The following is a 24,100-nucleotide window of genomic DNA, read 5'->3' as shown; positions in this document are numbered from 1 at the left end:
CGGCTGAGAAGCAGCGGCACCGCCCTCGGCTGGGGAGACGCGGCGGCTGCAGCGCCCCGTCAGGGGCGCTGGGGGTACCCCCGGCCGAAGGCTGGGGGAGGAACTGCGCGATCGGCCACGACGGAGCCGCGCCCGGGCGGCCACGGCACCCGCGGGACGCGCCCCGCCTCACTTCTCCCCCGACTCGACCCTCTTCTTCAGTCCCGCCAGCGCCCGGTCGATGATGACCTTCTCCGCCTTGCGCTTGATCATGCCGAGCATCGGGATCTTCACGTCCACCGTCAGCGAGTACGTGACCTCGGTCGAACCCGCGCCCACCGGCTTCAGGAGGTACGAGCCGTCCAGGGAACGGAGCATCTGGGACTTGACCAGCGTCCAGGAGACCTCGTTGTCGCCGGTCCACGTGTATCCGAGGACCTGGTCGTCCTTGATCGCCCCGGCGTCCATGACCAGCCTGACCTGCTCGGCACGGCCCTGGGCGTCGGTCTTCAGCACCTCCGCCTCCTTCACTTCGCCGGTCCAGTCCGGGTAACGGCCGAAGTCGGCGATGACCGCCATGACGTCGGCCGGGGCCGCCTCGATCGTGATGTTCGAGCTGGTGTGTTCCGCCATCGCCGTGGCTCCTCCAGATGCGGGCCGGTGGGACCGGTGGGACCGGTAAAGGGGGTCGGCGTGCGCGGGCGTGCGCACACGCGTGCCGCGTGAAGGCTACCGCGCGTCCGACCAGCCGACTTCACCCCCTGTCCGGGGCCGTCACCATTCCAGCGCCCAGGGCCGGCCGGTACCGGCGAAGTGCCCGACGTTCACACACTCGGTGGCCCCGATCCGCATCCGCTTCGCCAACGGCTGGTGGACATGTCCGAAGAGCGAGTACCGGGGGCGGGTGCGGCGGATGGCGTCCAGCAGCGCCCGGCTGCCGCGTTCGAAACGGCGCGCGACGGTGTCGTACACCAACTCCGGCACCTCCGGCGGGATGTGCGTGCAGAGCACGTCGACCTCGCCGACCGCCTCGATCTTCGCCGCGTACTCCTCGTCGGAGATCTCGTAGGGGGTGCGCATGGGGGTGCGCAGGCCGCCGCCGACGAAGCCGAAGACCCACCCGCCGATCTCCACCCGCTCGCCGTCCAGGACGGTGGTGCCGGGGCCCGCGTACTCCTGCCACAGCGGCGGCATGTCGACGTTGCCGTAGGTCGCGTACGTCGGGCTCGGGAACGCCGCGAACATCTCGGCGTACTGCTTGCGCACCGCCGTCTCGATCGCCGTGGCCCGGTCCATGCCGATCCCGCCCCACAGCCGGGCGCCCAGGTCCCGGGCCTCCTCGAAGCGGCGGGCGGTGCGCAGTTCGACGAGGCGGTCGGCGTTCTCGACGCCGAACAGGTCGGGGAAGATGCCGCGGGAGTGGTCCGCGTAGTCGAGGAAGAGGACGAGGTCGCCGAGACAGATCAGGGCGTCGGCGCCGTCGCCGGCTCTGGCCAGGTCACGGGCGTTTCCGTGCACGTCGCTGACCACGTGGACGCGGGTCCTTGGGGTGCCGGAGGGTGTGGCTGCCATGGTGATCAAGGGTAGGCCTGTGCGGCAAACGTGAACAGGCGATGGTCGCAGCCGCGGTTACTGGTCAGTCACTAAGGCCGTGGACTACCGTACGCGAAGAAACACCAACCTGTGTGACGCACCGAACATCTCGCCGGGACCCCCTGTCGAAGAAGCCATACCGGCGGGTAACGTCCGGGCAGTCCAGTCGTGCTCAGGAATTCAACCAGCGGATCCCCCAGCCCGTGGCGAAACCCTGAGCACCTGCCCGAGCCTTGGACCGCACCGTCGCATCGCACAACGTCGTGGCGTCGGCGCCCTATGAGGAGCAGCAGTCTTGCGCGAGTTCAGCCTTCCGGCTTTGTACGAGGTCCCCGCGGACGGCAATCTGACCGACATCGTCCGCAGAAACGCCGCGCAGCATCCGAACGTCGCCGTCATGGCCCGCAAGGTCGCCGGGGTCTGGCAGGACGTGACCGCGACCGCCTTCCTGGCCGAGGTGCACACGGCGGCGAAGGGCCTCATCGCCTCCGGCGTCCAGCCGGGCGACCGGGTGGGCCTGATGTCGCGCACCCGGTACGAGTGGACGCTCCTGGACTTCGCGATCTGGAGCGCCGGCGCGATCACCGTGCCGGTGTACGAGACCAGCTCGCCGGAGCAGGTGCAGTGGATCCTCAGCGACTCCGGCGCGACCGCCTGCATCGTGGAGCTGGACACCCACGCGGCCGCCGTGGAGTCGGTGCGCGAGACGCTGCCCGCCCTCAAGCACGTGTGGCAGATCGAGGCCGGGGCGCTGGAGGAACTCGCCGGACTCGGCCAGGGCGTCACCGACGCCACGGTCGACGAGCGCAGCTCGCAGGCGAAGGCGGACGACCCGGCGACCATCGTCTACACGAGCGGTACGACCGGCCGCCCCAAGGGCTGTGTCCTCACCCACCGCGCCTTCTTCGCGGAGTGCGGCAACATCGTGGAGCGGCTGCGCCCCCTGTTCCGCACTGGCGAGTGCTCGGTCCTCCTCTTCCTCCCCCTCGCGCACGTCTTCGGCCGGCTGGTGCAGATCGCCCCGATGATGGCGCCGATCAAGCTGGGCTGCGTCCCGGACATCAAGAACCTCACCGACGAACTGGCCGCGTTCCGGCCGACGCTGATCCTCGGCGTGCCGCGCGTCTTCGAGAAGGTCTACAACTCGGCGCGCGCCAAGGCGCAGGCCGACGGCAAGGGAAAGATCTTCGACAAGGCCGCGGACACCGCGATCGCCTACAGCAAGGCACTGGACACCCCGTCGGGTCCGGCGCTCGGCCTGAAGATCAAGCACAAGACCTTCGACAAGCTCGTCTACAGCAAGCTGCGCGCAGTGCTCGGCGGCAGGGGCGAGTACGCCATCTCCGGCGGCGCCCCGCTGGGCGAGCGCCTCGGCCACTTCTTCCGCGGCATCGGCTTCACGGTGCTGGAGGGCTACGGCCTGACCGAGTCCTGTGCGGCGACCGCGTTCAACCCCTGGGACCGGCAGAAGATCGGCACGGTCGGGCAGCCGCTGCCCGGTTCGGTGGTCCGGATCGCGGACGACGGGGAGGTGCTGCTGCACGGCGAGCACCTGTTCAAGGGCTACTGGAACAACGAGGCCGCGACCGCCGAGGCGCTCGCCGACGGCTGGTTCCACACCGGTGACATCGGCACCCTCGACGAGGACGGCTACCTCAGGATCACCGGCCGCAAGAAGGAGATCATCGTCACCGCGGGCGGCAAGAACGTCGCGCCGGCCGTGATCGAGGACCGCATCCGCGCGCACGCGCTGGTCGCGGAGTGCATGGTGGTGGGCGACGGTCGGCCGTTCGTGGGCGCCCTGGTCACCATCGACGAGGAGTTCCTGGGCCGCTGGGCGGCCGACCACGGCAAGCCGGCGGGTGCCACCGCGGCGTCGCTGCGCGACGACCCGGACCTGATCGCTGCGATCCAGGCCGCTGTCGACGACGGCAACGCCGCGGTGTCGAAGGCGGAATCGGTGCGGAAGTTCCGCATTCTGTCCTCCCAGTTCTCGGAGGAGTCGGGCCACCTCACGCCGTCCCTGAAGCTCAAGCGCAACGTGGTGACGAAGGACTACGCGGACGAGATCGAGGCCCTCTACCAGAAGTAGCGGGTGACTCGGGGGGTGCTCAGAAGTCCTCGGCGAGAACCCGTTCCATCGTCCGCTCGGCGAGCGCGGTGATGGTGACGAACGGGTTCACCCCGATGTTCCCGGGCACGAGCGAGCCGTCCGTCACGTAGAGCTTGGAGTACCCCTTCACCCGGCCGTAGTCGTCGGTCGCCTGCCCGAGGACGCAGCCGCCGAGCGGGTGGTAGCAGAAGTCGTCCGCGAACACCTTGCTGGTCGAGCCGAACAGGTCGGACCGGTAGATCGTGGCGTTGGCCGAGTTGATCCGGTCGAACAGCTTCTTGGCCATGGCGACCGAGACCGCGCTCTGGGCCGCGGTCCAGCCCAGCTTCACCGTGCCGCTCGCGGAGTCGTAGGTGAACGACGCCCGTTGCGGGTTCTTGGTGATCGCCAGGTACAGGCTCACCCAGGTCTCGAATCCGATGGGCAGCGGGGCGATCTCCGCGAAGACCGGGTTGTCGGTGTTGGCCCAGTCGTCGATGCCCATGACCGGCATGGTCGACTGGTTGGCTCCGGTGGTGTCCCAGATGTGGTTGGCGCGCCCGAGCATGGTGTTGCCGTTGGTGCTCCAGCCGCCTCCCACGCTGGAGTTGAGCGCGGGCAGCGCACCGGTGTCCCGGGCCCGGACGAGCAGTTCGGTGGTCCCGAGGCTCCCCCCGCCGAGGAACAGGTAGGTGCAGCTGTACTGCTTGCTCTCGACGACCGCCCCCGAGGTGTCGATCCGGTCGACGCTCAGGACCCAGCTGCCGTCGCTCGCCCGCGTGACGGCCTTCACCTTCTCCAGGGTGTGGATGGTGACGTTGCCGGTGCCGAGGGCGGCGGCGAGGTAGGTCTTGTCGAGGCTCTTCTTGCCGTAGTTGTTGCCGTAGATGACCTCCTGGGCGAGTGCGGACCTGGTGGCGGTGCCGGCGGCCTCCTGCTGCATGTACCCGAAGTCGTAGACGTTGGGGACGAAGGTGGTCTTGAGCCCGGTGTTGGCGGCGGCCTTCCGGGAGGTCCGGGCGAACTGGTACCACTCGGTCGACTCGAACCAGGTGGGGTCGATGGTGTTGACGCCGAGCATGGTGCGGGCGCGCGGGAAGTACGTGCTGTACATCGCGGTCGCGTCCACGGTGGGGAACTGCTCGCTGAAGTACGACTGGAGCGGGGTCACCGCCATCCCCCCGTTGACCAGTGAGCCGCCCCCGACACCCCGTCCCACGTACACGGACATGTTGTCGTAGTGGACCCGGTCGAGGACTCCCGCGTAGGAGGGGATGTTCCTGTTGACCACGTCCAGCCAGAGGAAGGTGGCGAGCGGGGCCTCGGTGCGGGTCTTGAACCACATGGAGCGCTTGTCCGGGGCGGCGGTGGAGCAGAAGACCTTGCCGTCGGAGCCGGCCGTGTTCCACAGCTGGCCCATCTCGATCATGACGGTCCGGATCCCGGCCTGCCCGAGCCGGAGCGCGGCCACGGCCCCGCCGTACCCGGAACCGACCACGATGGCCGGGGAGTTGTCGACGTCGGCCGCTTCCTCGGCGGCCTGCGCCGACTGGAGACCGACACGGGTGACACCGGCCGCGGCGGCGGCCTGGAGGGCGATCATGCCCAGGATGTGACGCCTAGTCAGCTGACGCTGCATCAGTTTTACTGCCATGTGCGCAGCATGTGCGGATTTTCGGCTTCCGCCTAGGGCTACGGCAGCAACAGCGCCCCGTCAGAGGCACGGGGAAGTGCGCGACCGGCCCCCGGCCGCCCCGCAGGCGGACAACGGCCTCAAAGCGCCCTACAACAACTCCTTCAGCCTCTCGGCAAGGAGATCCCACCGCCACCGTTCCTCGACCCACTGCCGCCCGCGCGCGCCCATCCGCTGACGCAGCTCGGCATCGCCGAGCAGCACCACGATCCGCTCAGCGGCCTCCTCGACCGACCCGCCCCGCACGACCCACCCGGTCTCCCCGTCGAGCACCGCGTCCGGCGCCCCGCCCGAATCCCCCGCCACCACCGGCAGCCCGGTCGCCGAGGCCTCCAGGTAGACGATCCCGAGGCCCTCCACGTCCAGCCCGCCCCGCCGGGTCCGGCACGGCATGGCGAACACGTCCCCCGCACCGAAGTGGGCGGGCAGCTCGGCCCACGGCACCGCCCCCGTGAACCGCACCGACGCCTCGACCCCGGTCTCCCGCGCCAGCCGCCGCAGCTCCTTCTCGTACGGCCCGCCGCCCACGATCAGCAGCACCGCGTCCGGCTCGGCGGCCAGGATCAGCGGCATCGCGAGGATCAGCGTGTCCTGCCCCTTGCGCGGCACCAGCCGCGACACGCACACGACCACCGGCCGTCCGCTCAGCCCCAGCCGCGCCCGCACCGCGTCCCCGCCCGACCCGGGATGGAAGGTCTTCTCGTCCACGCCCGGCGGCAGTTGCGCCATCCGCCCCGCCGCCTGCGCACTCAGCGCGGTCGCGATCCGGGACCGCGTGTACTCGCCGAGGTAGGTCATGGTGTCGGTCGCGTCCCCGATCCGCCGGAGCAGCTGCCGCGCCGCGGGAAGCTGCGCCCAGCCGGCCTCGTGCCCGTGCGTGGTGGCGACCAGCCGCTGCGCCCCCGCCTTCCGCAGCGCCGGCGCCATCAGCCCCAGCGGAGCCGCCGCCCCGAACCACACGGACGTGCACCCGTGCTCCCGCAGCAGCCCGACCGCCGTCCGGGTCGCCCCGGGCGTCGGCAGCAGCATCGTCGTACGGTCGCGGACGACGGTGAAGGGCTGCTCGGCGTCGAACGCGGCGGTGGCCTCGGCGCCCTCCCGGCCCCGCTTCCAGGTCGACGCGTAGACGACCAGCCGCTCGGGGTCCAGCCGCAGCGCCATGTTGTGCAGAAAGGCCTGGATGCCGCCCGGCCGGGGCGGGAAGTCATTGGTCACGACGAGGGTCTTGTTCATCGGCGCCGACCCTACCGGCACCCGGTGTTCGGCCGTGCTTCATGGCCCCCGCACAGGAGGCCGGGAGATCATGTGGCCCACTCGGCTCGGCTCGGCGACGCGACGGACAGGGGCTCAGGTGGACAGGACGGGCGTGCGGCGTGCCCTGGCGTCGCTGCTGGTGACCTGGGCGGTCACCCGGCTGGTGCTGCTGCTGTTCGTGCTGCGGGTGTTCGCGTTCCCGGGGGCGGACGTCACGAGCGACGTGTCGGTCATCTACCAGGGCTGGTACGAGGTCCTGCGGCACGGCACGTTCCCGCTGGACGACGTCACCTGGCAGTACCCGCCCGCGGCCGCCCTGGCGATCCTCTCCCCCGCGCTCCTGCCCTTCCTGGCCTACCCGACCGCCTTCTTCGTGCTGGCCTGCCTGGCCGACCTGGTGGTCCTCTCCCTCCTGCTGTACACCGGCCCGCGCCCCGGCCGCACGCTGCGCGGCGCCTGGGTCTGGGTGCTGGGCGTCCCGCTGCTCGGCCCGACCGTCTACGCCCGCTACGACCTGATGGTCACCGCCGTCGCCGTCGCCGCGCTGCTCGCCGGGGCCCGGCACCCGCGGCTCATGGGCGCCCTCGTCGGCTTCGGCGCGATGGTCAAGGTGTGGCCGGCGCTGCTGCTCGTGGCTGCCGTACGGCGCCGGACCTGGGCGGCGGCGGGGATCACCGCGGGCGCGGTCGGCGCCCTGTTCGCGGTGGCCATGCCGGGCGCGTTCGCCTTCCTGACCTTCCAGCGGGACCGGGGCACCGAGGTGGAGTCGCTGGGCGCCCTGGTGCTCCACGTCGCCCGGCACGTCGGCTGGCACGGCGAGGTGCAGCTCAACTACGGCTCGATCGAGTTCCTCGGCCCGGACGTGGCCGCGGTGAGCACGGCGGCCCTGCTGCTCACCGTGCTCGCCTTCGGCTGGCTGCTGCTGTGGCGGCTGTCGGCGGTCCGCTTCCGCTCCCACACGCTCGCGGACGCGGCCTTCACCGCCGTCCTGATGTTCACGGTCACCAGCCGGGTGATCAGCCCGCAGTACCTGGTGTGGCTGGTGGGCCTGGCCGCGGTCTGCCTCTGCTTCCGGGCCGGCCGCATGACCCTCCCGGCCGTCCTGGTGCTGCTGGCGGCCTTCGTGACGGTCCTGGAGTTCCCGGTCGGTTTCTCGCACGTCGTGGTCAGCGACTGGTACGGCATCACCCTGCTGGCCCTGCGCAACGGCCTGCTCCTCGCGGCCACCGTCACGGCGGCCCGCGTGCTGTGGCGCTCCACGGTGACCGGGACCGACGTCGCCGCCCTCCCGCTCAGTCGCCGAGCTGAGCCGTCACGTAGTCCCGCCAGCGGGCGGTGAAGTCGGGGAGGGTCGTGCCGAGTTCCGTCCGCAGCGCGTCCTCGACCGCGCCCGGCCGCCCCCGGTGCGCGCCGACGGCCCGGTAGAAGGCGCCGAGCCGCTCCTCGCCCCAGTGGCCGGCGATCATCCGGCAGGCCAGCCAGCCGCCCTCGTAGGCCTCGGCCAGGGTGGTGGGGTCGTCGGTGAAGCCGAAGTCCTTGTCGGCGGGAAGGCTCTCCGGGACGTCACCGGCCTCGACGGCGCGGGCGAGCTCCGGCGCGACCTCGGTGGGCGTACGACCGGTGCCGAGGTAGCCGATCCAGTCGGCGTAGCCCTCGGAGAGCCAGAGCGGGGTGGCGGGGGTGGTGTGGGCGCGGGTGGCCACATGGGTCGTCTCGTGGGTGAGGACGACCTGTCTGCCGACCGGGCCGAGGACGGCGTACGCCTCCGGGTTGAGGATGACCCGGTCCGCCGGGGCCCGGGCCGATCCCCCGGCCTCGCCGGTGGTGACGGCGGCGATGCCCCGGTAGTTGGCGGCGGGGGCGGCCAGCAGGCCGGCCATGCCGCTCAGCGTCCCGGGCACCAGCAGGACCACCCGCTGGGTCCAGTCCCCGCCCCAGGCCCTGGTGACCTCGGGAACCGCGGTGTCGGCGAGCCGGGCGTAGCCGCGCAGCGCGGCACCGGACTGTCCGACGCCGAGGACGAGGCTGTGGGCGCCGCTGACGGCGGTCACCCTGCCCTCGTCCCAGAGCTGCTGCCCGGACTTCTCGGCGGGCTCGTCGCGGCTGACGTACCACTGTCCGTCGGCGGTGCGGCTGAGGGTGAGCGTGCGGTCCGTCGTGACCGGGGCCTTGTCGTAGCCCTGTATCCGGTAGCTGAGCCGCGCGTCGGCGGTGGCGCCGGCGCCGTCCGGGTGGAGGGCGGTCAGCCGGTAGCTCCACGCGGCGAACGGTACGGCCCGCAGGTTCGCGTACGGGCCGCGGGCGCCGGTCTCGGCGTACGTCTTCTCGTCGTGCCCGAGGACCGCGGCCGCGCGGCGGTCCAGGACCCGCTGCACCTCGGCCGTCGCGGTGCCGGTCGGCGACTGCCCGCCGCCGCAGCCGGCCAGCGGCAGGAGCAGCAGACACAGCCCCACCGCTCCTGAGCGCCACGCCCGTCCACGACCAGCCACTTTCCGATCGTACGGGCAGGAGGCCGCGGATCAGGGCCGGGTGACGGAGGAGACCGGCATCATTCCGACCGGGTCGTAGCGGACCGGGGCGCCCGGGTAGGGGGCGTGGATGACCTGGCCGTTGCCGGCGTACATGGCCACATGGCTGGCGTCGGAGCGGTAGACGACCAGGTCACCGGGTTGCGCCTGGGAGAGCGGGACCTGCCGGCCGGCGTGGCGCTGCTCCTGCGAGGTGCGCGGGAGGTGGATCCCGGCGTGGGCGTACGCCCACTGCATCAGGCCCGAGCAGTCGAAGCCGGAGGGGCCGTTCGCGCCCCAGACGTACGGCCTGCCGAGGGCGGAGCGGGCGGCGGCGAGCGCGGCGGCGGCGCGGCCGTCGGGGGCGGCGGCACCGAGGAGGCCGGGCAGGCCGGCCCGGTCGTCGCCGCGGGAGGCGTGTTCGAAGGCGGCACGGTCGGCGGCCGGCATCGCCTCCAGGAGCTGCCGGGCCCTGGCGAGCTTGCGCTCCACGACGGCCCGGTGGGAGGCGACCGCCCGTCGGCTGCGCTCCAGGTCGGTGAGTTGCCCGGCGGCCTCGGCGCGCTCCTGGGCCAGTTCGCGCAGGGCCGTTCTCAGATCCTTCAGCCGGCCGGCCTGGCGGGCGTCGATGCGGTCGAGGAGGGAGGCCCGGTCCAGGTAGTCCTGGGGGTTGTCGGAGAACAGCAGGGCCACGGTGGGGTCGATGCCACCGGAGCGGTACTGGGCGCCGGCGAGCGAACCGAGTTCCTCCCGCAGGGTGTTGACGCGCTGCTGCTGGCGGGCGATGCGGTCCTGGGCGTCGTTCACCTCGCGGCGCAGCGCGTCGGCCCGTTCGTCGGCCCTGTCGTAGGCCTGGGTCGCCTCCTCGGCCTGCTGGAACAGCCGGTCCACCTCGGCCCGCGGGTCGGCGTGCGGTGCGGCGCTCGCCGGTACGGCACCGAGCGCGGCGGCCGCGGCCGACAGCGCGCAGAGGGCGGCACCGGCGCCCCGGTTGAACCCGGTCGACGGTGCGAGACGGCGATGAGACCCCACGGCGGTCCTTCTGCTGGCGGACAGGTACCGCTTCCCCCGGCGCGGGGGACGGGGATGCCCCGGCGCCGGAGGAAACGCGCCAGACCATAGCCGTGCGACCGCACCCCGGCCAAAGACCCCGGCGGCCACGCAACGTGACGCCCCGCCGCTGACGCAGGTCACCGGCGGGGCGTGGAGTCAGTTCCGGTTGCCGTGATTCGCCCGTTCGGGCGCCACAGCGAGTTGATCTTCGGCCGTACGGGTGGCGGTGTGACCCGGTGGGGTCAGATGCGGACGCCGAACTCGAAGGTCATGTCGCTCATCGCCTCGTAGCGGACGACGGCGCCGGTGTGCGGGGCGTGCAGCACCTGGCCGTTGCCGGCGTAGAGGCCGACGTGGTGGTAGTCGCCGTAGAAGATGACCAGGTCGCCGACCTTGAGGTCGCTCGCGCTGTAGATGCGGGTGCCGGCGTTGGCCTGCGCCTCGGAGGTGCGGGGTATGGTCACGCCGGCCTGGGCGTAGGCCCAGGAGGTCAGGCCCGAGCAGTCGAAGGAGGACGGGCCGGCGGCACCGTAGACGTACGGGGAGCCGAGGACGCTCTGGGCGGCGGCGAAGGCGGCGGCGGCGCGGCTGGAGGCGGAGCCGGTGTTGCCGAGGTCCACGCGGGCGGAGGCGCGACTGGCGGCCCGGGCCTGCTCGGAGTCGAGCTCGGCCTTCTCCTTGGCGGTCAGCGTGTTGAGCAGCTTCTGCGCGTCGGCGAGCTTGGCCTGGACGGCGTTCTTCTGCTTGGCCAGCTCGGTGCGGGTGGCGGAGAGGTCCTTGAGCTTGTCGGTGGCCTCTGCCCGCTCCTGGGCGAGTTCGCGCTGTTTGTCCTGGATCTTCTTCAGGGCCTCGACCTGCTGGCTGCTCAACTGGTCGAGCGTGGACGCCTTGTCGAGGTAGTCGTCCGGGTTGGACGACAGGAAGAGCTGGACCGACGGGTCGATGCCGCCGGACCGGTACTGCGCGGTGGCCAGCGAACCGAGGCTGTCCCGCAGCTTGTTGAGGTCCTCCTGGCCACGAGCCACGTTGTCCTGGATCGTGGCGATCTCCTTCTGCAGCTTCTGCTGCTTGTCCTTGGCGCCGTCCAGCTTCTCGGTGGCCTGCTCGGCCTCCTCGTACAGCTTGTCGACCTTCGCCTTGACCTCGTCCTTGGTCAGCTTCTCGCCGGGCGCCGCGTTGGCGGCATTGGCGCTGAGGACTACGGCGGCGGCTGCTGCGGTCGTGAGCACGGTCACGCGCGCACGGTTCGGCTGCTTGGGTCGACGATGGGACGCCACGGAGACGGGCTCCTTCGTTTGAGTGATCACCCGTGTGGAGGTTCGAGGCCAGACCCTAGTGACCTACCTGTGATCAGTTCAAACCCGGCAGCCAAAAAAGTGGTCACGCTACGCACTCTTTGCACATAACTCACGACCAGTAATGCGCGATTGACGCTACGTTGCGTGACGGTTCGGTCAATTCGGGCATTGCATATGCGGGTTGCACGTTCAGGACAGTCGCTTCAGAAGCATCGCAGAAGCGACCGGCCGGGCACCCGCCTTGGCGACCCCGTCGGCGACCTCCCGGTCGGTGGAGGCGACGATCACCGGACGGCCCGGCGGCTCGGCGCGCACCAGCTGGCGGATCAGCTCGTCGGCGGTCACACCGGGCTTGGAGAAGAGGACGCGGACCCCGCGCGGCGGGGCGAGCAGCACCGGCGCGGCCAGCTCGGCGCCGTCGAAGACGCAGGTGACCTCGGCGCCGGTCTGGGCGGCGAGCTGGGAGAGCTGGCCGAGCAGCCGCAGCCGCTGCTTCTCCAGCGGCATCTGCGGATAGCCGGTCTTGGTCACGTTGTAGCCGTCGACGACCAGGTGCGCCTGGGGCAGGGCGAGCAACTGGTTCAGGATGGCCGGGTCGTGCTCGGACAGCGCGCGTGCCGCGATGTCCTTCGGGGTCATGCGTCCCGGTTCGACCGCGTCCACGGTCTCGGCGGGCCGCACCGACACCGGCGGCAGCGCCAGTTCCCGGCGCAGGCCCTGGGCCGCGTCCAGGACGGTGTCGAGCAGCAGCCGCAGCCGCATGTCCTCGACGCTGCGTCCCTCGCGGGCGGCCCGGCGGCTGGCCTCCAGGGCCGCCTCGGTCTCCCCGAGCCGGGCCTTGAGCCGCCTGCTCTCGCTCTCGGCGGCGGACAGCAGGGACTGCCCCTCGGCCCGCCCCGCCTCCATCTCGGCCTGCAGCTTGCGCAGCGCCGCCTCACCGCGCTTGACGTCGCTCAGCGCGGCCCGCAGCTTGCGGTGAAGCGATTCCGCTTCCTTCTTCGCCGCGTCCAGTTCGGTGCGCAGCCGCTCCGTGTCGGACCGGGTCTGTTCCCGGGCCCGGTCCAGTTCCTCGCGCAGCCGCTCCAGTTCGGCCCGGCTCTCCTCGTCGGCCCGCTCGGCGTCGGCCCGCTGGGCCTCCTCGCCGGCCGCCGCCACGAGCTTCACCCAGCCCGCGGGGCGCAGCACATAGGCCGCGGCCGCCACATCGAGCGGGTCCGCGGCCGGGGGCGGGGAGCCGGAGTCCAGGGCGCCTGCCAGTTCCGGCTGGGCCTCTCTCAGCTTCTCCCCGATCCGCTGCCGGAAGAGGGTGTCCGTCTCCAGCGCGGCCGCCATGGCGTTCCCGGCGAACTTGGCCCGGCGATTGGGGGCGAAACGGGCGTACTGGCGCAGCTGGGCAGGCAGTTCGCCCAGGGTCAGCCCGCCGAACCCGTCCGACACGATCTGCACGACCCGCCGTCGCACGCCGTCGGGCAACGGACGGTCAAGCACCTCGGCGGTGCCGTCGCCCGGCCCCCCGCCTGTGGTCTCCACCATCCGTCACACCCCATCACCTGTACGGGGCCGGCTCCCGGTCTCAGGAGTCGGCGCCCGGCCTGTCCACCAGTTCCACCTGGTCCACCGCGTTGCACCAGCGGCAGCGCACCGACTCGATGGTCTCACTGACCACCTCGCGCTCCTCGACCTTGGGCTCACCGGCCAGGTCGAGGTGGACGTACTCGACGACCTTCGACGAGCGGGTCACGTCGAAGCGCGTGAGATTGCCGCAGAGGGTGCAGCGCCACCGCGTCGTGGCGGTCGGCAGGGGAACCGTCATCGTGGCTTGTTCGCTTCCTTCTAGTGTCCGTGACGCGCCGTCCCGACGCGTGTGGCTCGTAACCCTACGGCCTGGCGGGTCCCCCATGCCCACCTGTCCACGGCGGCGAGGCGATCTGCACCAGTGCGTCCGGTTACGCCATGCTCTATGTCCATGATCGGCAACTGGAACACGACAGCCGCCCGGACCCTGCGCGGTCTGCGGGGGACGTCGGCGCCCATGACGTACAGCCTGATCGCCGTGTGCTGCCTGATCTTCGTGCTGGGCCCCGCCTCGGGCCTCACACCGTCCTACGGCACCGGAGAGGCCCTCGCGGCCGCGCAGCGGGCGTACTTCCGGCGGTGGGGCGTGGTCCCCGCCGACCTCTTCGCCGGCCCGGTCCGGGAGGCGCTCACCCCGGCCACGGCGCTGTTCATCCACGGCAGCTGGGTGCACCTGCTCGGCAACATGCTCTTCCTCTTCGTCTTCGGGGCCATGACCGAGGAACGGATGGGCCGCGTGCGGTTCACCCTCTTCTACGTCGGCTGCGGCTATCTCGCGCTGCTCGGCTACGCGGCCGCCAATGCCACGTCCCAGCAGTCGCTGGTGGGCGCGTCCGGGGCGATCTCGGCGGTCCTCGGAGCGTTCCTCTACCTGTTCCCCAGGGCCCGTGTGACCAGTCTCCTCCCCTTCCTGTTCTTCCTCCCGCTCCGCTTCCCGGCCTGGGTGGTCCTCCCCTTCTGGGCGGCCCTGCAGTGGGTGGCCCTGAGCCAGGCCCCCGCCGGCCCCGGAGTGGCCTACCTCGCCCACCTGGTCGGCTTCGGACTCGGGTTCGGCTACGCGTGGGTCCGATACAGCAAAAAGAAAGGCGCGAAGCGCGGCCCTGGAAGGGCGGTGGCGGGCGACGGGCGGGCGACTAAAGTGAGGCTCGCCCCAGCTCCGGCACCCGAGGGAGAGAACCAGCCGTGATCACCGCGATCGTCCTCATCAAGACCAGCGTGGACCGGATCCCTGAGATCGCGGAACGGATCGCCGCGCTGGAGAGCGTCAGCGAGGTCTTCTCGGTCACCGGCACGTACGACCTCATCGCCATGGTGCGGGTGCGGCAGCACGAGGACCTGGCCGAGGTCATCCCCGGCTCCATCAGCAAGATCCCCGGCGTGGAGGCCACGGACACGCACGTCGCGTTCCGCACGTACTCCCAGCACGACCTGGAGGCGGCGTTCGCGATCGGCCTGGACAGCTAGGGCCCCGAAGGGGCGCGGGGAACTGCGCGACCGGCCCCCACCGGCCGGTAGCCGGGCACGAAGCATCGTGGTCCCCTGCGGGTCCGCCGTGGCTGAGCGCGCAGTTCCCCGCGCCCCTGACGGGGCGCTGCCCCTGAGGTCGGTCTGGATCACACCGCCGGGACGCAGCGGCCCTCCTCCGTGCGGTACGTCCACTGGGCGCCGTCGGTGACCAGTCGCTTCACGGCGTTCACGAAGCGCTCCACGTGCTCGTCCGGCGTCCCCGCCCCGAAGCTCACCCGGACGGCGTTGAGGGACTTCTCGCCCGGTGCCGCCTCCGGCGCCCCGCACTCGCCCTGGGTCTGGGGGTCGGAGCCCAGCAGGGTCCGCACCAGCGAGTGGGCGCAGAAGAGGCCGTCGCGGACGCCGATGCCGTACTCGGCGGAGAGGGCGGCCGCGAAGTGGGAGCTGTTCCAGCCCTCCACCACGAAGCTGATCACGCCGACCCGCGGGGCGTCGTCGCCGAAGAGGGACAGGACCCGGACCTCGGGGACCTCGGCGAGGCCCGCGCGGATCTCGGCGATCAGGTGCTCCTCGCGGGCGACCAGGGTGTCCCAGCCCGCATCGGTGAGCGCCTTGCAGGCGGAGGCGACGGCGTAGGCGCCGATGACGTTGGGCGAGCCGGCCTCGTGCCGCGCGGCGCTGTCGTGCCACTCCACGGCCACTCCCCCGTCCTCGCGCCGGGTGACCTTGCGGCTGGCGCCGCCGCCCGCGAGGTAGGGCTCGGCGGCCCGGAGCCAGTCGGCGCGCCCGGCCAGGACGCCGGAGCCGAAGGGGGCGTACAGCTTGTGGCCGGAGAAGGCGACCCAGTCCACGTCCAGGTCCCGGACGGAGAGGGGGCGGTGCGGGGCCAGCTGGGCGGCGTCCAGGACGATCCGGGCGCCGTGCGCGTGCGCGATGGCGGCCAGCTCGCGCACCGGCCACAGCTCGCCGGTGACGTTGGAGGCGCCGGTCACGCAGACCAGGGCCGGACCCTGCGGGTCGCGGTCCGCGAGGGCGCGCTCCAGGGTCGCCACGGCCTGCTGCGGGGTGCGCGGGGCGTCGAGGTAGCTGACCCGGGCGTCCTGCCAGGGCAGCAGGGAGGCGTGGTGCTCGGTCTCGAAGACGAAGACCTGGCAGTCGGCGGGGAGGGCGCGGGCCAGGAGGTTCAGGGAGTCCGTCGTGGAGCGGGTGAAGACCAGCTGGTCGTCGGGGCGGCAGTCGAGGAACTCGGTGACGGTCCGGCGGGCGTTCTCGAAGAGGTCCGTGGAGAGCTGGGAGAGGTAGCCGGCGCCGCGGTGGACACTGCCGTAGTACGGGGCGTAGGCCGCGACGTCGTCCCAGACCCGCTGGAGGGCGGGGGCGCTGGCCGCGTAGTCGAGCGCGGCGTAGGCGACCTCGCCGCCGGTGACGAGCGGGACGGTGACATCCCGGCCGAGAACGGGCAGAGGGGCGCAAAGGGTGCGAGCGGTGGCAGCGGTGGAGACGGACATGGGTGAACTCCCGTGAGAACAGGTGGAATCCGCCGTGCGAGCGGACGCGCTCAAGCAGCGGCAGTGGAGAAAAAGGGAAACGCGGAGGCGGGGCTCAGCGGCCCTATCGCATTCGCTTGCTCACGGAAGGCTCCTCGACGACCAGGACCCCTGGTGTACGAGGGGTCCGCGCTTGCCGTGGACCTCGCTGCCCACGACCTGGTCCTCACCCGGGGCACCCCGCCACGGACGGAGGGTTGCCGGACAGTCGGCCGGGGCCTCATGACTGTCACTCATGACCTGGGAAGAAAAGTAGGTGAGGTGATCGCCGCCGCGCAACTCGTGTCCGGATGACGGGACAGGGGCGAGGCCGGTTCGGCACCGCCGGGAAGGCCGCGTGTGGTTGGGCACCGTTGCGGCGGAGAAGAAAGGTCCACGTCGGCCGATGCACCGGCACCGGCGCCGGGTTTCTCTCCCGCCGCAACGGCGACCAGCCACGACGGCGCGGTCCGGCGGTGCCGTACCGCGCCTCAGCCCTCGGACGGCGCCGATCTCCCTCTTTCCGCCGCAAGGGCGTTCGACGACGACGGCGGGGCCCGGCGGTGCCGGACCGCGTCTGCGCCCCGTCGGCCGTGCCTCCTACTTGTTCGTCGCGGCTGCCCAGCGCTCAAGCACCCGCTTCGCGGCGCCCGAGTCGATCGACTCGGCCGCTCGGTCCATGCCGGCCCGCAGTTGTTCGGCCAAGGTTCCAGCGCCCGGGTCCAGGGCCACCAGGGCCGCCGCCGAGTTCAGCAGGACCGCCTCCCGTACGGGGCCCCGCTCGCCGTCCAGGAGCCTGCGGGCGACCTCCGCGTTGTACGACGGGTCGCCGCCCCGCAGGGCCTCCACGGGGACCAGGTCGATGCCGACGTCACGGGGGTCGAAGGTCTCCTCGGTGACCTTGCCGTCGCGGACGGTCCAGACCCGGGACGTGGCGGTCGTCGTCAGCTCGTCGAGGCCGTCGTCGCCGCGGAAGACCAGGGAGGAGTTGCCGCGCTCCGCGAAGACGCCCGCGACGACCGGTGCCATGCGGGGGTCCGCGACGCCGACCGCCTGCGCCCGCACCTGCGCGGGGTTGGTCAGCGGGCCGAGGATGTTGAAGACGGTGCGGATGCCCAACTGGCCGCGCGCGGCGCCCGCGTGACGCAGCGCCGGGTGGAACTTGATGGCGAAGCAGAAGGTGATGCCGGCCTCCTCGGCGACCTCGGCGACCCGCCGCGGGGTCAGGTCGAGATTGACGCCCAGCTTCTCCAGGACGTCCGAGGCCCCGGACGCGGAGGACGCGGCGCGGTTGCCGTGCTTGACGACCTTCGCCCCGGTGCCGGCCACCACCAGCGCCGACATCGTGGAGATGTTCACCGTCTTCGCGCCGTCACCGCCGGTCCCGACGATGTCGACCGTGCGACCGGGCACCTCGATGACGTTGGCGTGCTCGTACATCGTGCGGACCAGCCCGTTGATCTCCTCGACGGTCTCGCCCTTGGCCCGCAGGGCCACGACGAAGCCCGCGATCTGGGCGTCGGTGGCCTGGCCGCGCATGATCTGGTCCATCGCCCAGGCCGTGGCGTCGGCGCTCTGGTCCTGGCCGTACAGCAGCGCGTTCAGCACCTCGGGCCAGGAACGGCCCGCCGCGGTGTCGCCTCCAGCGGGGGTCACAGCGCTCATGAGGCCGCTCCTGATCGTCGTACGGGAAGTAACCGGTGTCCAGGGCCCACCCTATCCAGCTCCGGGCACGGCGAAGGGCCCCCGTCCGTACACCGGACGGGGGCCCTTCGACCGTGGCGTGGCGACGCCGTCGATCAGTGGTGGCCGTGGCCGCTCGTGATCTCCTTGTACTCCTCGACGGTCGGCTTCGGGATCTGGTTGTCCTCGCCGTAGTAGGCGTTGCTCAGCTTGGCGCGGAGCTTCTCGGAACCCTTGATCTTGCGCTCGACACCGTTCTCGTCGACCGCCGGGCCGATCTGCGCCGGCTCGTACTGGTGGTGCGCCGTGAGGGTGTGCAGCTGCTCCTGCGAGAGCGGCTCGTGGACCTCGATGAACTCACCGTGCGGCAGCCGCTTGATGATGCCGGTCTCGCGACCGTGCAGCACCTTGTCGCGGTCCCGGCGCTGCAGGCCCAGGCAGATCCGCTTGGTGACGATGAACGCGATCACCGGTCCGGCGAAGAAGAAGATCCGGACGAACCAGGTCACGTCGTTGATCGACAGGTGGAAGTGGGTGGCGAAGAGGTCGTTGCCACCACCGACCAGGCCCACCATGTACACGGTCACCCAGGCCACACCGAAGGCGGTGCGGGTCGGGGCGTTGCGCGGGCGGTCCAGGATGTGGTGCTCGCTCTTGTCCCCGGTGACCCAGGACTCGATGAACGGGTAGACCGCGATCGCCGCGAGGACCACACCGAACAGGATCAGCGGGATGAAGACGCCCAGGACCAGGGTGTGGCCCCAGAAGTTGATCTCCCAGCCGGGCATGTAGCGGATCAGACCCTCGGCGAAGCCCATGTACCAGTCGGGCTGGGCGCCGGTGGACACCTGGTCCGGACGGTAGGGGCCCATGGCCCAGATCGGGTTGATCTGGGTGGTCGCCGCGATGGCCGCGATGACACCGAAGACCAGGAAGAAGAAGCCTCCGGCCTTGGCCATGTAGACCGGCAGCAGCGGCATGCCGACGACGTTCTTCTCGCTCTTTCCGGGACCCGCGAACTGCGTGTGCTTGTGGTAGAAGACCAGGATCAGGTGGCCCACCATCAGGCCGAGCATGATGCCCGGCAGCAGCAGGATGTGGATCGAGTAGAACCGGGCGACGAAGTCGTGGCCGGGGAACTGCCCGCCGAAGAGGAAGAACGAGATGTACGTGCCGACGATCGGCATCGACAGGATGGCGCCCTCGGTGAAGCGGACACCGGTGCCGGAGAGCAGGTCGTCCGGGAGCGAGTAACCGGTGAAACCGGTGAACATGCCGAGGACGAACAGCAGGAAGCCGAACAGCCAGTTGATCTCACGCGGCTTGCGGAACGCGCCGGTGAAGAAGACGCGCATCATGTGCACGAACATGCCGGCGAGGAAGATCAGCGCGGCCCAGTGGTGGATCTGCCGGATGAGCAGACCACCGCGCACGTCGAAGGAGATGTGCAGGGTCGAGTTGAACGCCTCGGACATCAGCTGGCCCTGGAGCGGGACGTAGCTGCCGTGGTACTCCACCTCGTTCATCGACGGGTGGAAGAACAGCGTCAGGTACACACCCGTCAGGATGATGATGATGAAGCTGTACATGCATACTTCGCCCAACATGAACGACCAGTGGTCGGGGAAGATCTTGCGCATGTTGGACTTGGCGAGGGAGTAGATCCCGAGCCGTCCGTCGGCCCAGTCGGCGACACGCTCGCCGGCGGGCGCCTTGTCGCGTCGCTCGTTGTTCTCGTTGGTGCTCATCCGCGCTCCCAGAATGCAGGACCGACGGGCTCCTCGAAGTCGCCGAGCGCCTGGAGGTAACCCTCTTCGCTCACACCGATGCGCAGCTGCGGCAGGGCGTGACCGGCCGGGCCGAAGATCACTCGGGCGCCGTCGGAGAGGTCGAAGGTGGACTGGTGGCACGGGCAGAGCACGTGGTGGGTCTGCTGCTCGTACAGCGAGATCGGGCAGCCCACGTGGGTGCAGATCTTCGAGAAGGCGACGATGCCCTCGTGCGACCACTCAAGCTCGCGCTTGTCCTTGATGTTGTCCGGCTGCAGCCGGATGATCATCAGGGCCGCCTTCGCCATGACGTTCTGGAAGTCCTCCTGGGACTCCTCGACGCCTTCGGGCTTGGCGAAGGTCAGCGAGCCGACGGCGACGTCGGAGGGACGCAGCGGCTCGTTGGTGTTCATGTTGACGAGCAGCTTGCCCTTCGACCACGCCGTGTGCCGCAGCGAGGTGCCGGGCAGCGGGCCGAGGTCGCGCAGCAGCACGACGCCGGAGAGCGGGACCAGGGTCAGCGCGCCGAACATGGTGTTGCGGATCAGCTTGCGCCGGCCGAGCGCCGATTCCTTGGCGCCCTGCCTGAAGTCCTCGTGGACCTTGGCGCGGACCTCGGGAGAGGCCTCGATCGGGTGCCGCTCGTCGGCGACCTCCACGTCGGACATCAGGGTGCGGGCCCAGTGGACCGCGCCCGCGCCGATGCAGAACAGCGCCGCACCGAGGGTCAGGCCCAGCGCGAAGTTCAGCGCGCTGATGTGACCGATCGGGAAGACGAAGATCGACTTGTCTTTCGGGATGGTCACGTAGGAGGCGATGAAGCCGACGGTGGCCAGCATCGACACCGTGAACAGCATGGCCACGACGCGCTCGGACCGCTTGGCGGCCCGCTCGTCGATGTCCTGGATGCGGTGCTCGTGGGGCGGCAGACCCGGATCCGAGAACGGGTCCTTCTCGTCCGCCACGCTCACGGCGGTGTGCGCGTGCGCGTGGTCCTGCTCAGCGGGCAGGTTCTCTTCTGGAATGTCTTGGCTACTCATGACTTCTTGGCCTTTGCGGTCCGAGCGGCGACCCAGACGGCGACCGCGATCAGTGCACCGAGACCGAAGATCCACGCGAACAGGCCCTCGCTGACCGGCCCGAGGCCGCCCAGGTTGAGACCGCCGGGGTTCTCCGTGTTGCTGCTGTTGACCGCGTTCAGGTACGCGATGATGTCCTTCTTGTTCTTCTCCGTCAGCGTCGTGTCGGGGAAGGACGGCATGTTCTGCGGGCCCGTCTGCATGGCCTCGTAGATGTGCTTCGGGTCGACACCCTCAAGGCTCGGCGCGAACTTGCCCTTGGTCAGCGCGCCACCCGCACCCACGAAGTTGTGGCACTGCGCGCAGTTGGTGCGGAAGAGCTCGCCGCCCTTGGCGATGTCGGCACCGTCCGGGCCGTACTGGTCCTTGGTCGGAACCTCGGGACCGGCGCCCAGCGAGGCGATGTACGCCGCGAGCTGGTCGATCTGGGCCTGGGTGTAGATGTTCTTCTTCTTGACGACCTGCGGGCCCTGCGAGGTGGCGGCCGGCATACGGCCGGTGCCGACCTGGAAGTCGACGGCCGCGGCGCCCACGCCCACCAGGCTGGGGCCGTCGGACGAGCCCTGACCCCCGGTGCCGTGGCAGCTGGCGCAGCCGACCGAGTAGAGCTTCTTGCCCTCCTCGATCGTCAGGGACTGAGAGGTCTCGTCGGCCTGCGCCTTGCTCGCGGGTGCGAGCGCGGCGTAGGCCCCCCCAGTGCCCACCAGCGCGAGGAGTAGGACGACGACCGCCGCCAGCGGATGGCGTCGTCGTGCGGAGAGCTTTTTCACGGATTACCCCGGTGTCAGGATCTTCTGCGTCGATGCTTCTGGAAAGTGCGCTTCTACGGCGCGTGGAGCCGGCCCGGCTACTTGATCAGGTAGATCGTGGCGAAGAGGCCGATCCAGACGACGTCGACGAAGTGCCAGTAGTAGGACACGACGATGGCCGCGGTCGCCTGCTCGTGCGTGAACCTCTTCGCCGCGTAGGTGCGCCCCAGGACGAACAGGAAGGCGATGAGGCCGCCCGTCACGTGCATGCCGTGGAAGCCGGTGGTCAGGTAGAACACCGAACCGTACGGGTCGGAGGAGAGCGAGATGCCGTCCTCCTTGACCAGGTTCGTGTACTCGTAGATCTGACCACCGATGAAGATCGCACCCATGATGAAGGTGACGATGAACCAGCCCCGGAGCTTCTTCACGTCCCCGCGCTCGGCGGCGAAGACGCCGAGCTGGCAGGTGAGGGAGGAGAGCACCAGGATCGTGGTGTTGGTCGCCGAGAAGGGGATGTCGAGATGACTCGCCATCGCCTTCCAGTGCGCCTCGCCGGTCACCGATCGCAGGGTGAAGTACATCGCGAAGAGGGCCGCGAAGAACATCAGCTCGGAACTCAGCCAGATGATGGTTCCGACGCTGGTGAGGTTCGGCCTGTTGACCGACGGGTGCGCGTGCCCGGTTTCTACTGTCGTTGCTGTCGCCACGACCGACATTATGTCGGTCGCTTATCTCGCGCTCACTCCGGGGGGTGCCGTTCGGAGTGTCCGCCCCTCGTGCAGTGCCCGGATGGCCCATCGAAGTGGTGTTCCAGCAGGTGTTGACGAGGTGTTCAGGGGAGTAGCATCCGGCGCATCGGTCCTGTCCGTACGACGCTGACGTCTCGGAGGAACAATGCAGCCGACCGCCACGGTGCTGGTCTACAGCGACGACTCCACCACCCGCGAGCAGGTACGGCTGGCCGCCGGCCGGCGACCGGCTCCCGATGTGCCGTTCGTCGAGTTCGTGGAGTGCGCCACGCCCGCGGCGGTCGTCGCCGAGCTGGACAAGGGCGGGATCGACGTGTGTGTCCTGGACGGCGAGGCCGTGCCCATGGGGGGCATGGGGATGTGCCGGCAGATCAAGGACGAGGTGTTCGACTGCCCGCCGGTGCTGTTGCTGATCGCTCGGCCGCAGGATGCGTGGCTGGCCACGTGGAGCCGGGCGGACGCGGCCGTGACGCTGCCGGTGGAGCCCGTGGAGTTCGCCTCGGCCCTGGCTTCGCTGTTGCGGCGGAAGAGGCTGCTGAGCGCCTGAGGGGGCGGGGCGCGGGCCGAATGCGCGACTGCGGGCCGTACGTCGCTTGTCGCGCAGTTCCCCGCGCCCCTGGGTCGGCTGCCGCCTGGGACGTTTCAAAGGGCTGCCGGCTGCACTCTCACCGCGTCCTGCGGGTTCGGGCCGTCCGGCGTGCCGGCCGTGAGGGCGCTGCCCTTGCGCCAGTCCTTCCAGGCGAGGTTCCAGTCGCCGAAGCCGTTGCCGAAGTCCTCCATCTCCTTGCCGTTGGAGTTGACGACCTTCACCAGGTCTCCCGGGTGGATGGTGTCGAAGAACCACTCGGCGTTCGAGGTGCTCATACCGGTGCAGCCGTGGCTGACGTTCTCGTAGCCCTGGGAGCCCACCGACCAGGGCGCGGCGTGCACGTACTCGCCCGACCAGGTCACCCGGGTGGCGTAGTAGACCGGCAGGTCGTAGGAGTCCGAGGTGCCCTCGGCGATGCCGACCGTGGTGCCGCGCATGCGTACGAAGTACTGCTTCTCCAGGACCACCTTGACGCCGTTGCGGGTCTCGAAGCCCGGTTTGCCGGTGGTGACGGGGATCTGGTTGATCTCCTTGTCGTTCCGGTAGACCGTCATCTGGTGGGAGCCGGCGTCCGTGACGGCGAGGAGCTTGTCGCCCGTGGTGAGCTTGAGGGGCTGGGACGCGCCGCCCCACAGGCGGTCGCCGATCTTCACGCCGTCCAGGTTGCTGTGCACCTGGACGGTGGCGTGGGCGGGCCAGTAGTCCTTGGGCCGGTAGTGGAGTTCCTTGTCGCTCACCCAGTACCAGGAGCCCTCCACGGCCGGGATGGAGTCGACCCTCAGGGCACGCTCGACGACGGCGCGCTGGGCCTTGTCCTTGATGCCGCGGTCGAGTTGGGCGGTGACGGGCTGACCCACGCCGTACTCGCCCGCCTTGGGGCCGAAGGTGACCTTCAGCCGCTGCCGGGTGACGGGCGTGCTGGTGTCGAAGGTGAGGGTCTTGCGGCCGGGCGCGCCGTTCTCGTCCTCGGTACTGACCTGGACCGTGTAGTGGGCGTTGGCGGCCAGCGGGGCGGTGCTGTGCCAGCGGCGGCCGTCGGCGTCGAGTTCGCCCGCCACGAAGCGACCGGTGGCGTCCTGGGCCGTGACGTCCGTGATGCGGTCCTCGTCGCTCTTGGCGACGACCTCCAGAGGTTTGTCGGGGTCGGCCCGCTTCCCCGACCCGGTGGGGGTGTTGAAGGAGATCTGGTCCGCCGCGTCGTACGGCTTGTCCGCGAGGGGACTGCCGTGCGAACCACAGGCGGTGACGCCCGCGCCGAGGGCGATCACCAGCAGGGCGCAGCTGACGACGGTACGGGCGCACGGAGAGTGACTCATATGGTCACGCTATGAGATGTCCTGCAGACCGGCACGGCAGGTAGTCCGGACGGGGGACCCGCACTGCCCCGAAGGCGGGACGCGGCCGGGAGCGGGCCCGCAACGGCGGGAGCCCGGACCCTCCTG

The 24,100-nt window shown here is 70.6% G+C and carries 21 protein-coding genes and 1 riboswitch; of the genes, 5 read left to right on the top strand and 16 right to left on the bottom strand.

Annotated elements, in window-relative coordinates:
- Positions 1–168 precede the first annotated feature (168 nt).
- Both AB0M11_RS37435 and AB0M11_RS37430 read right to left on the bottom strand, forming a co-directional pair.
- Complete coding sequence (locus AB0M11_RS37435) at positions 169–612, bottom strand: SRPBCC family protein (RefSeq protein WP_365712711.1); 444 nt, start codon at positions 610–612, stop codon at positions 169–171.
- 141 nt (positions 613–753) lie between these two features.
- On the bottom strand, positions 754–1,551 hold the full coding sequence (locus AB0M11_RS37430; protein ID WP_365712709.1) for a metallophosphoesterase: 798 nt from the start codon (positions 1,549–1,551) through the stop codon (positions 754–756).
- Positions 1,552–1,867: 316 nt separating this feature from the next.
- On the opposite strand from AB0M11_RS37430, the gene AB0M11_RS37425 reads away from it, so the two are divergent.
- Positions 1,868–3,664 (top strand): AMP-dependent synthetase/ligase, encoded by a 1,797-nt coding sequence (locus AB0M11_RS37425; RefSeq protein ID WP_365712707.1) that lies wholly within the window; start codon positions 1,868–1,870, stop codon positions 3,662–3,664.
- Positions 3,665–3,683: 19 nt separating this feature from the next.
- On the opposite strand, the gene AB0M11_RS37420 is transcribed toward AB0M11_RS37425, so the two are convergent.
- Positions 3,684–5,267 (bottom strand): GMC oxidoreductase, encoded by a 1,584-nt coding sequence (locus AB0M11_RS37420; RefSeq protein WP_365712715.1) that lies wholly within the window; start codon positions 5,265–5,267, stop codon positions 3,684–3,686.
- 180 nt (positions 5,268–5,447) lie between these two features.
- The gene (locus AB0M11_RS37415) at positions 5,448–6,590 is read right to left on the bottom strand and encodes a glycosyltransferase family 4 protein (RefSeq protein ID WP_365712705.1); all 1,143 of its coding nucleotides are present in this window, start codon (positions 6,588–6,590) and stop codon (positions 5,448–5,450) included.
- Positions 6,591–6,708: 118 nt separating this feature from the next.
- Here AB0M11_RS37415 and AB0M11_RS37410 point away from each other — a divergent pair, with 118 nt between their 5' ends.
- Positions 6,709–7,950 (top strand): glycosyltransferase family 87 protein, encoded by a 1,242-nt coding sequence (locus AB0M11_RS37410; protein WP_365712703.1) that lies wholly within the window; start codon positions 6,709–6,711, stop codon positions 7,948–7,950.
- On the opposite strand, the gene AB0M11_RS37405 is transcribed toward AB0M11_RS37410, so the two are convergent.
- The 5 genes from AB0M11_RS37405 to AB0M11_RS37385 all read right to left on the bottom strand — a co-directional run bounded on the left by AB0M11_RS37405 (position 7,904) and on the right by AB0M11_RS37385 (position 13,282).
- Positions 7,904–9,100: a hypothetical protein gene (locus tag AB0M11_RS37405; RefSeq protein ID WP_365712701.1), complete on the bottom strand. Its 1,197-nt coding sequence runs from the start codon at positions 9,098–9,100 to the stop codon at positions 7,904–7,906. The genes AB0M11_RS37410 and AB0M11_RS37405 overlap by 47 nt on opposite strands.
- 30 nt (positions 9,101–9,130) lie before the next feature.
- A complete protein-coding gene (locus tag AB0M11_RS37400; RefSeq protein WP_365712699.1) occupies positions 9,131–10,150 on the bottom strand; it encodes an NlpC/P60 family protein in 1,020 nt (339 codons plus the stop codon).
- A 263-nt stretch (positions 10,151–10,413) separates the two neighbouring features.
- Positions 10,414–11,448, bottom strand: a complete 1,035-nt coding sequence (locus tag AB0M11_RS37395; protein WP_365712697.1) for an NlpC/P60 family protein — start codon at positions 11,446–11,448, stop codon at positions 10,414–10,416.
- A 210-nt stretch (positions 11,449–11,658) separates the two neighbouring features.
- Positions 11,659–13,002, bottom strand: a complete 1,344-nt coding sequence (locus AB0M11_RS37390) for an NYN domain-containing protein (protein ID WP_365712695.1) — start codon at positions 13,000–13,002, stop codon at positions 11,659–11,661.
- A gap of 40 nt (positions 13,003–13,042) precedes the next feature.
- A complete protein-coding gene (locus AB0M11_RS37385; RefSeq protein WP_009309707.1) occupies positions 13,043–13,282 on the bottom strand; it encodes a hypothetical protein in 240 nt (79 codons plus the stop codon).
- Between the two features lie 153 nt (positions 13,283–13,435).
- Between AB0M11_RS37385 and AB0M11_RS37380 the strand changes: the two genes are divergently transcribed.
- Entirely contained in the window at positions 13,436–14,230 is a 795-nt protein-coding gene (locus AB0M11_RS37380; RefSeq protein WP_365712713.1) for a rhomboid family intramembrane serine protease, read from the top strand.
- On the top strand, positions 14,227–14,508 hold the full coding sequence (locus tag AB0M11_RS37375) for an Lrp/AsnC ligand binding domain-containing protein (RefSeq protein ID WP_280851967.1): 282 nt from the start codon (positions 14,227–14,229) through the stop codon (positions 14,506–14,508). Before AB0M11_RS37380 ends, AB0M11_RS37375 begins: the two co-directional genes overlap by 4 nt.
- Before the next feature lie 149 nt (positions 14,509–14,657).
- Here AB0M11_RS37375 and AB0M11_RS37370 read toward each other — a convergent pair whose 3' ends face one another.
- The 6 genes from AB0M11_RS37370 to AB0M11_RS37345 form a co-directional block, all read right to left on the bottom strand.
- Complete coding sequence (locus AB0M11_RS37370) at positions 14,658–16,019, bottom strand: aminotransferase class V-fold PLP-dependent enzyme (protein ID WP_365712693.1); 1,362 nt, start codon at positions 16,017–16,019, stop codon at positions 14,658–14,660.
- Positions 16,020–16,182: 163 nt separating this feature from the next.
- Positions 16,183–16,299: riboswitch (SAM riboswitch) on the bottom strand.
- 338 nt (positions 16,300–16,637) lie between these two features.
- Positions 16,638–17,702 (bottom strand): anthranilate phosphoribosyltransferase, encoded by a 1,065-nt coding sequence (trpD, locus tag AB0M11_RS37365; RefSeq protein WP_365712691.1) that lies wholly within the window; start codon positions 17,700–17,702, stop codon positions 16,638–16,640.
- 134 nt (positions 17,703–17,836) lie between these two features.
- Complete coding sequence (locus tag AB0M11_RS37360) at positions 17,837–19,468, bottom strand: cytochrome bc complex cytochrome b subunit (protein ID WP_365712689.1); 1,632 nt, start codon at positions 19,466–19,468, stop codon at positions 17,837–17,839.
- Complete coding sequence (locus tag AB0M11_RS37355; protein WP_365712687.1) at positions 19,465–20,529, bottom strand: Rieske 2Fe-2S domain-containing protein; 1,065 nt, start codon at positions 20,527–20,529, stop codon at positions 19,465–19,467. The genes AB0M11_RS37360 and AB0M11_RS37355 overlap by 4 nt, the downstream gene beginning before the upstream one ends.
- A complete protein-coding gene (locus AB0M11_RS37350) occupies positions 20,526–21,338 on the bottom strand; it encodes a c-type cytochrome (RefSeq protein WP_365712685.1) in 813 nt (270 codons plus the stop codon). Before AB0M11_RS37350 ends, AB0M11_RS37355 begins: the two co-directional genes overlap by 4 nt.
- A 77-nt stretch (positions 21,339–21,415) precedes the next feature.
- Positions 21,416–22,036, bottom strand: a complete 621-nt coding sequence (locus AB0M11_RS37345; protein WP_365712683.1) for a heme-copper oxidase subunit III — start codon at positions 22,034–22,036, stop codon at positions 21,416–21,418.
- 178 nt (positions 22,037–22,214) lie between these two features.
- On the opposite strand from AB0M11_RS37345, the gene AB0M11_RS37340 reads away from it, so the two are divergent.
- On the top strand, positions 22,215–22,616 hold the full coding sequence (locus AB0M11_RS37340; protein WP_365712681.1) for a hypothetical protein: 402 nt from the start codon (positions 22,215–22,217) through the stop codon (positions 22,614–22,616).
- A 95-nt stretch (positions 22,617–22,711) separates the two neighbouring features.
- On the opposite strand, the gene AB0M11_RS37335 is transcribed toward AB0M11_RS37340, so the two are convergent.
- Complete coding sequence (locus AB0M11_RS37335) at positions 22,712–23,974, bottom strand: Ig-like domain-containing protein (RefSeq protein WP_365712679.1); 1,263 nt, start codon at positions 23,972–23,974, stop codon at positions 22,712–22,714.
- Positions 23,975–24,100 lie beyond the last annotated feature (126 nt).

The sequence above is a fragment of the Streptomyces sp. NPDC051987 genome, from assembly GCF_040680735.1.
GTDB lineage: Bacteria > Actinomycetota > Actinomycetes > Streptomycetales > Streptomycetaceae > Streptomyces.
This window is presented reverse-complemented; position numbering and strand designations above follow the sequence as displayed.

What these genes read in the sequence shown, in the direction of transcription:
- AB0M11_RS37435 (WP_365712711.1), bottom strand. Translation starts at nt 612, where the DNA reads ATGGCGGAACACACCAGCTCGAACATCACGATCGAGGCGGCCCCGGCC.
- AB0M11_RS37430 (WP_365712709.1), bottom strand. Translation starts at nt 1,551, where the DNA reads ATGGCAGCCACACCCTCCGGCACCCCAAGGACCCGCGTCCACGTGGTC.
- AB0M11_RS37420 (WP_365712715.1), bottom strand. Translation starts at nt 5,267, where the DNA reads ATGATCGCCCTCCAGGCCGCCGCCGCGGCCGGTGTCACCCGTGTCGGT.
- AB0M11_RS37415 (WP_365712705.1), bottom strand. Translation starts at nt 6,590, where the DNA reads ATGAACAAGACCCTCGTCGTGACCAATGACTTCCCGCCCCGGCCGGGC.
- AB0M11_RS37390 (WP_365712695.1), bottom strand. Translation starts at nt 13,002, where the DNA reads ATGGTGGAGACCACAGGCGGGGGGCCGGGCGACGGCACCGCCGAGGTG.
- AB0M11_RS37385 (WP_009309707.1), bottom strand. Translation starts at nt 13,282, where the DNA reads ATGACGGTTCCCCTGCCGACCGCCACGACGCGGTGGCGCTGCACCCTC.
- AB0M11_RS37380 (WP_365712713.1), top strand. Translation starts at nt 13,436, where the DNA reads ATGATCGGCAACTGGAACACGACAGCCGCCCGGACCCTGCGCGGTCTG.
- AB0M11_RS37370 (WP_365712693.1), bottom strand. Translation starts at nt 16,019, where the DNA reads ATGTCCGTCTCCACCGCTGCCACCGCTCGCACCCTTTGCGCCCCTCTG.
- trpD (WP_365712691.1), bottom strand. Translation starts at nt 17,702, where the DNA reads ATGAGCGCTGTGACCCCCGCTGGAGGCGACACCGCGGCGGGCCGTTCC.
- AB0M11_RS37360 (WP_365712689.1), bottom strand. Translation starts at nt 19,468, where the DNA reads ATGAGCACCAACGAGAACAACGAGCGACGCGACAAGGCGCCCGCCGGC.
- AB0M11_RS37355 (WP_365712687.1), bottom strand. Translation starts at nt 20,529, where the DNA reads ATGAGTAGCCAAGACATTCCAGAAGAGAACCTGCCCGCTGAGCAGGAC.
- AB0M11_RS37345 (WP_365712683.1), bottom strand. Translation starts at nt 22,036, where the DNA reads ATGTCGGTCGTGGCGACAGCAACGACAGTAGAAACCGGGCACGCGCAC.
- AB0M11_RS37340 (WP_365712681.1), top strand. Translation starts at nt 22,215, where the DNA reads ATGCAGCCGACCGCCACGGTGCTGGTCTACAGCGACGACTCCACCACC.
- AB0M11_RS37335 (WP_365712679.1), bottom strand. Translation starts at nt 23,974, where the DNA reads ATGAGTCACTCTCCGTGCGCCCGTACCGTCGTCAGCTGCGCCCTGCTG.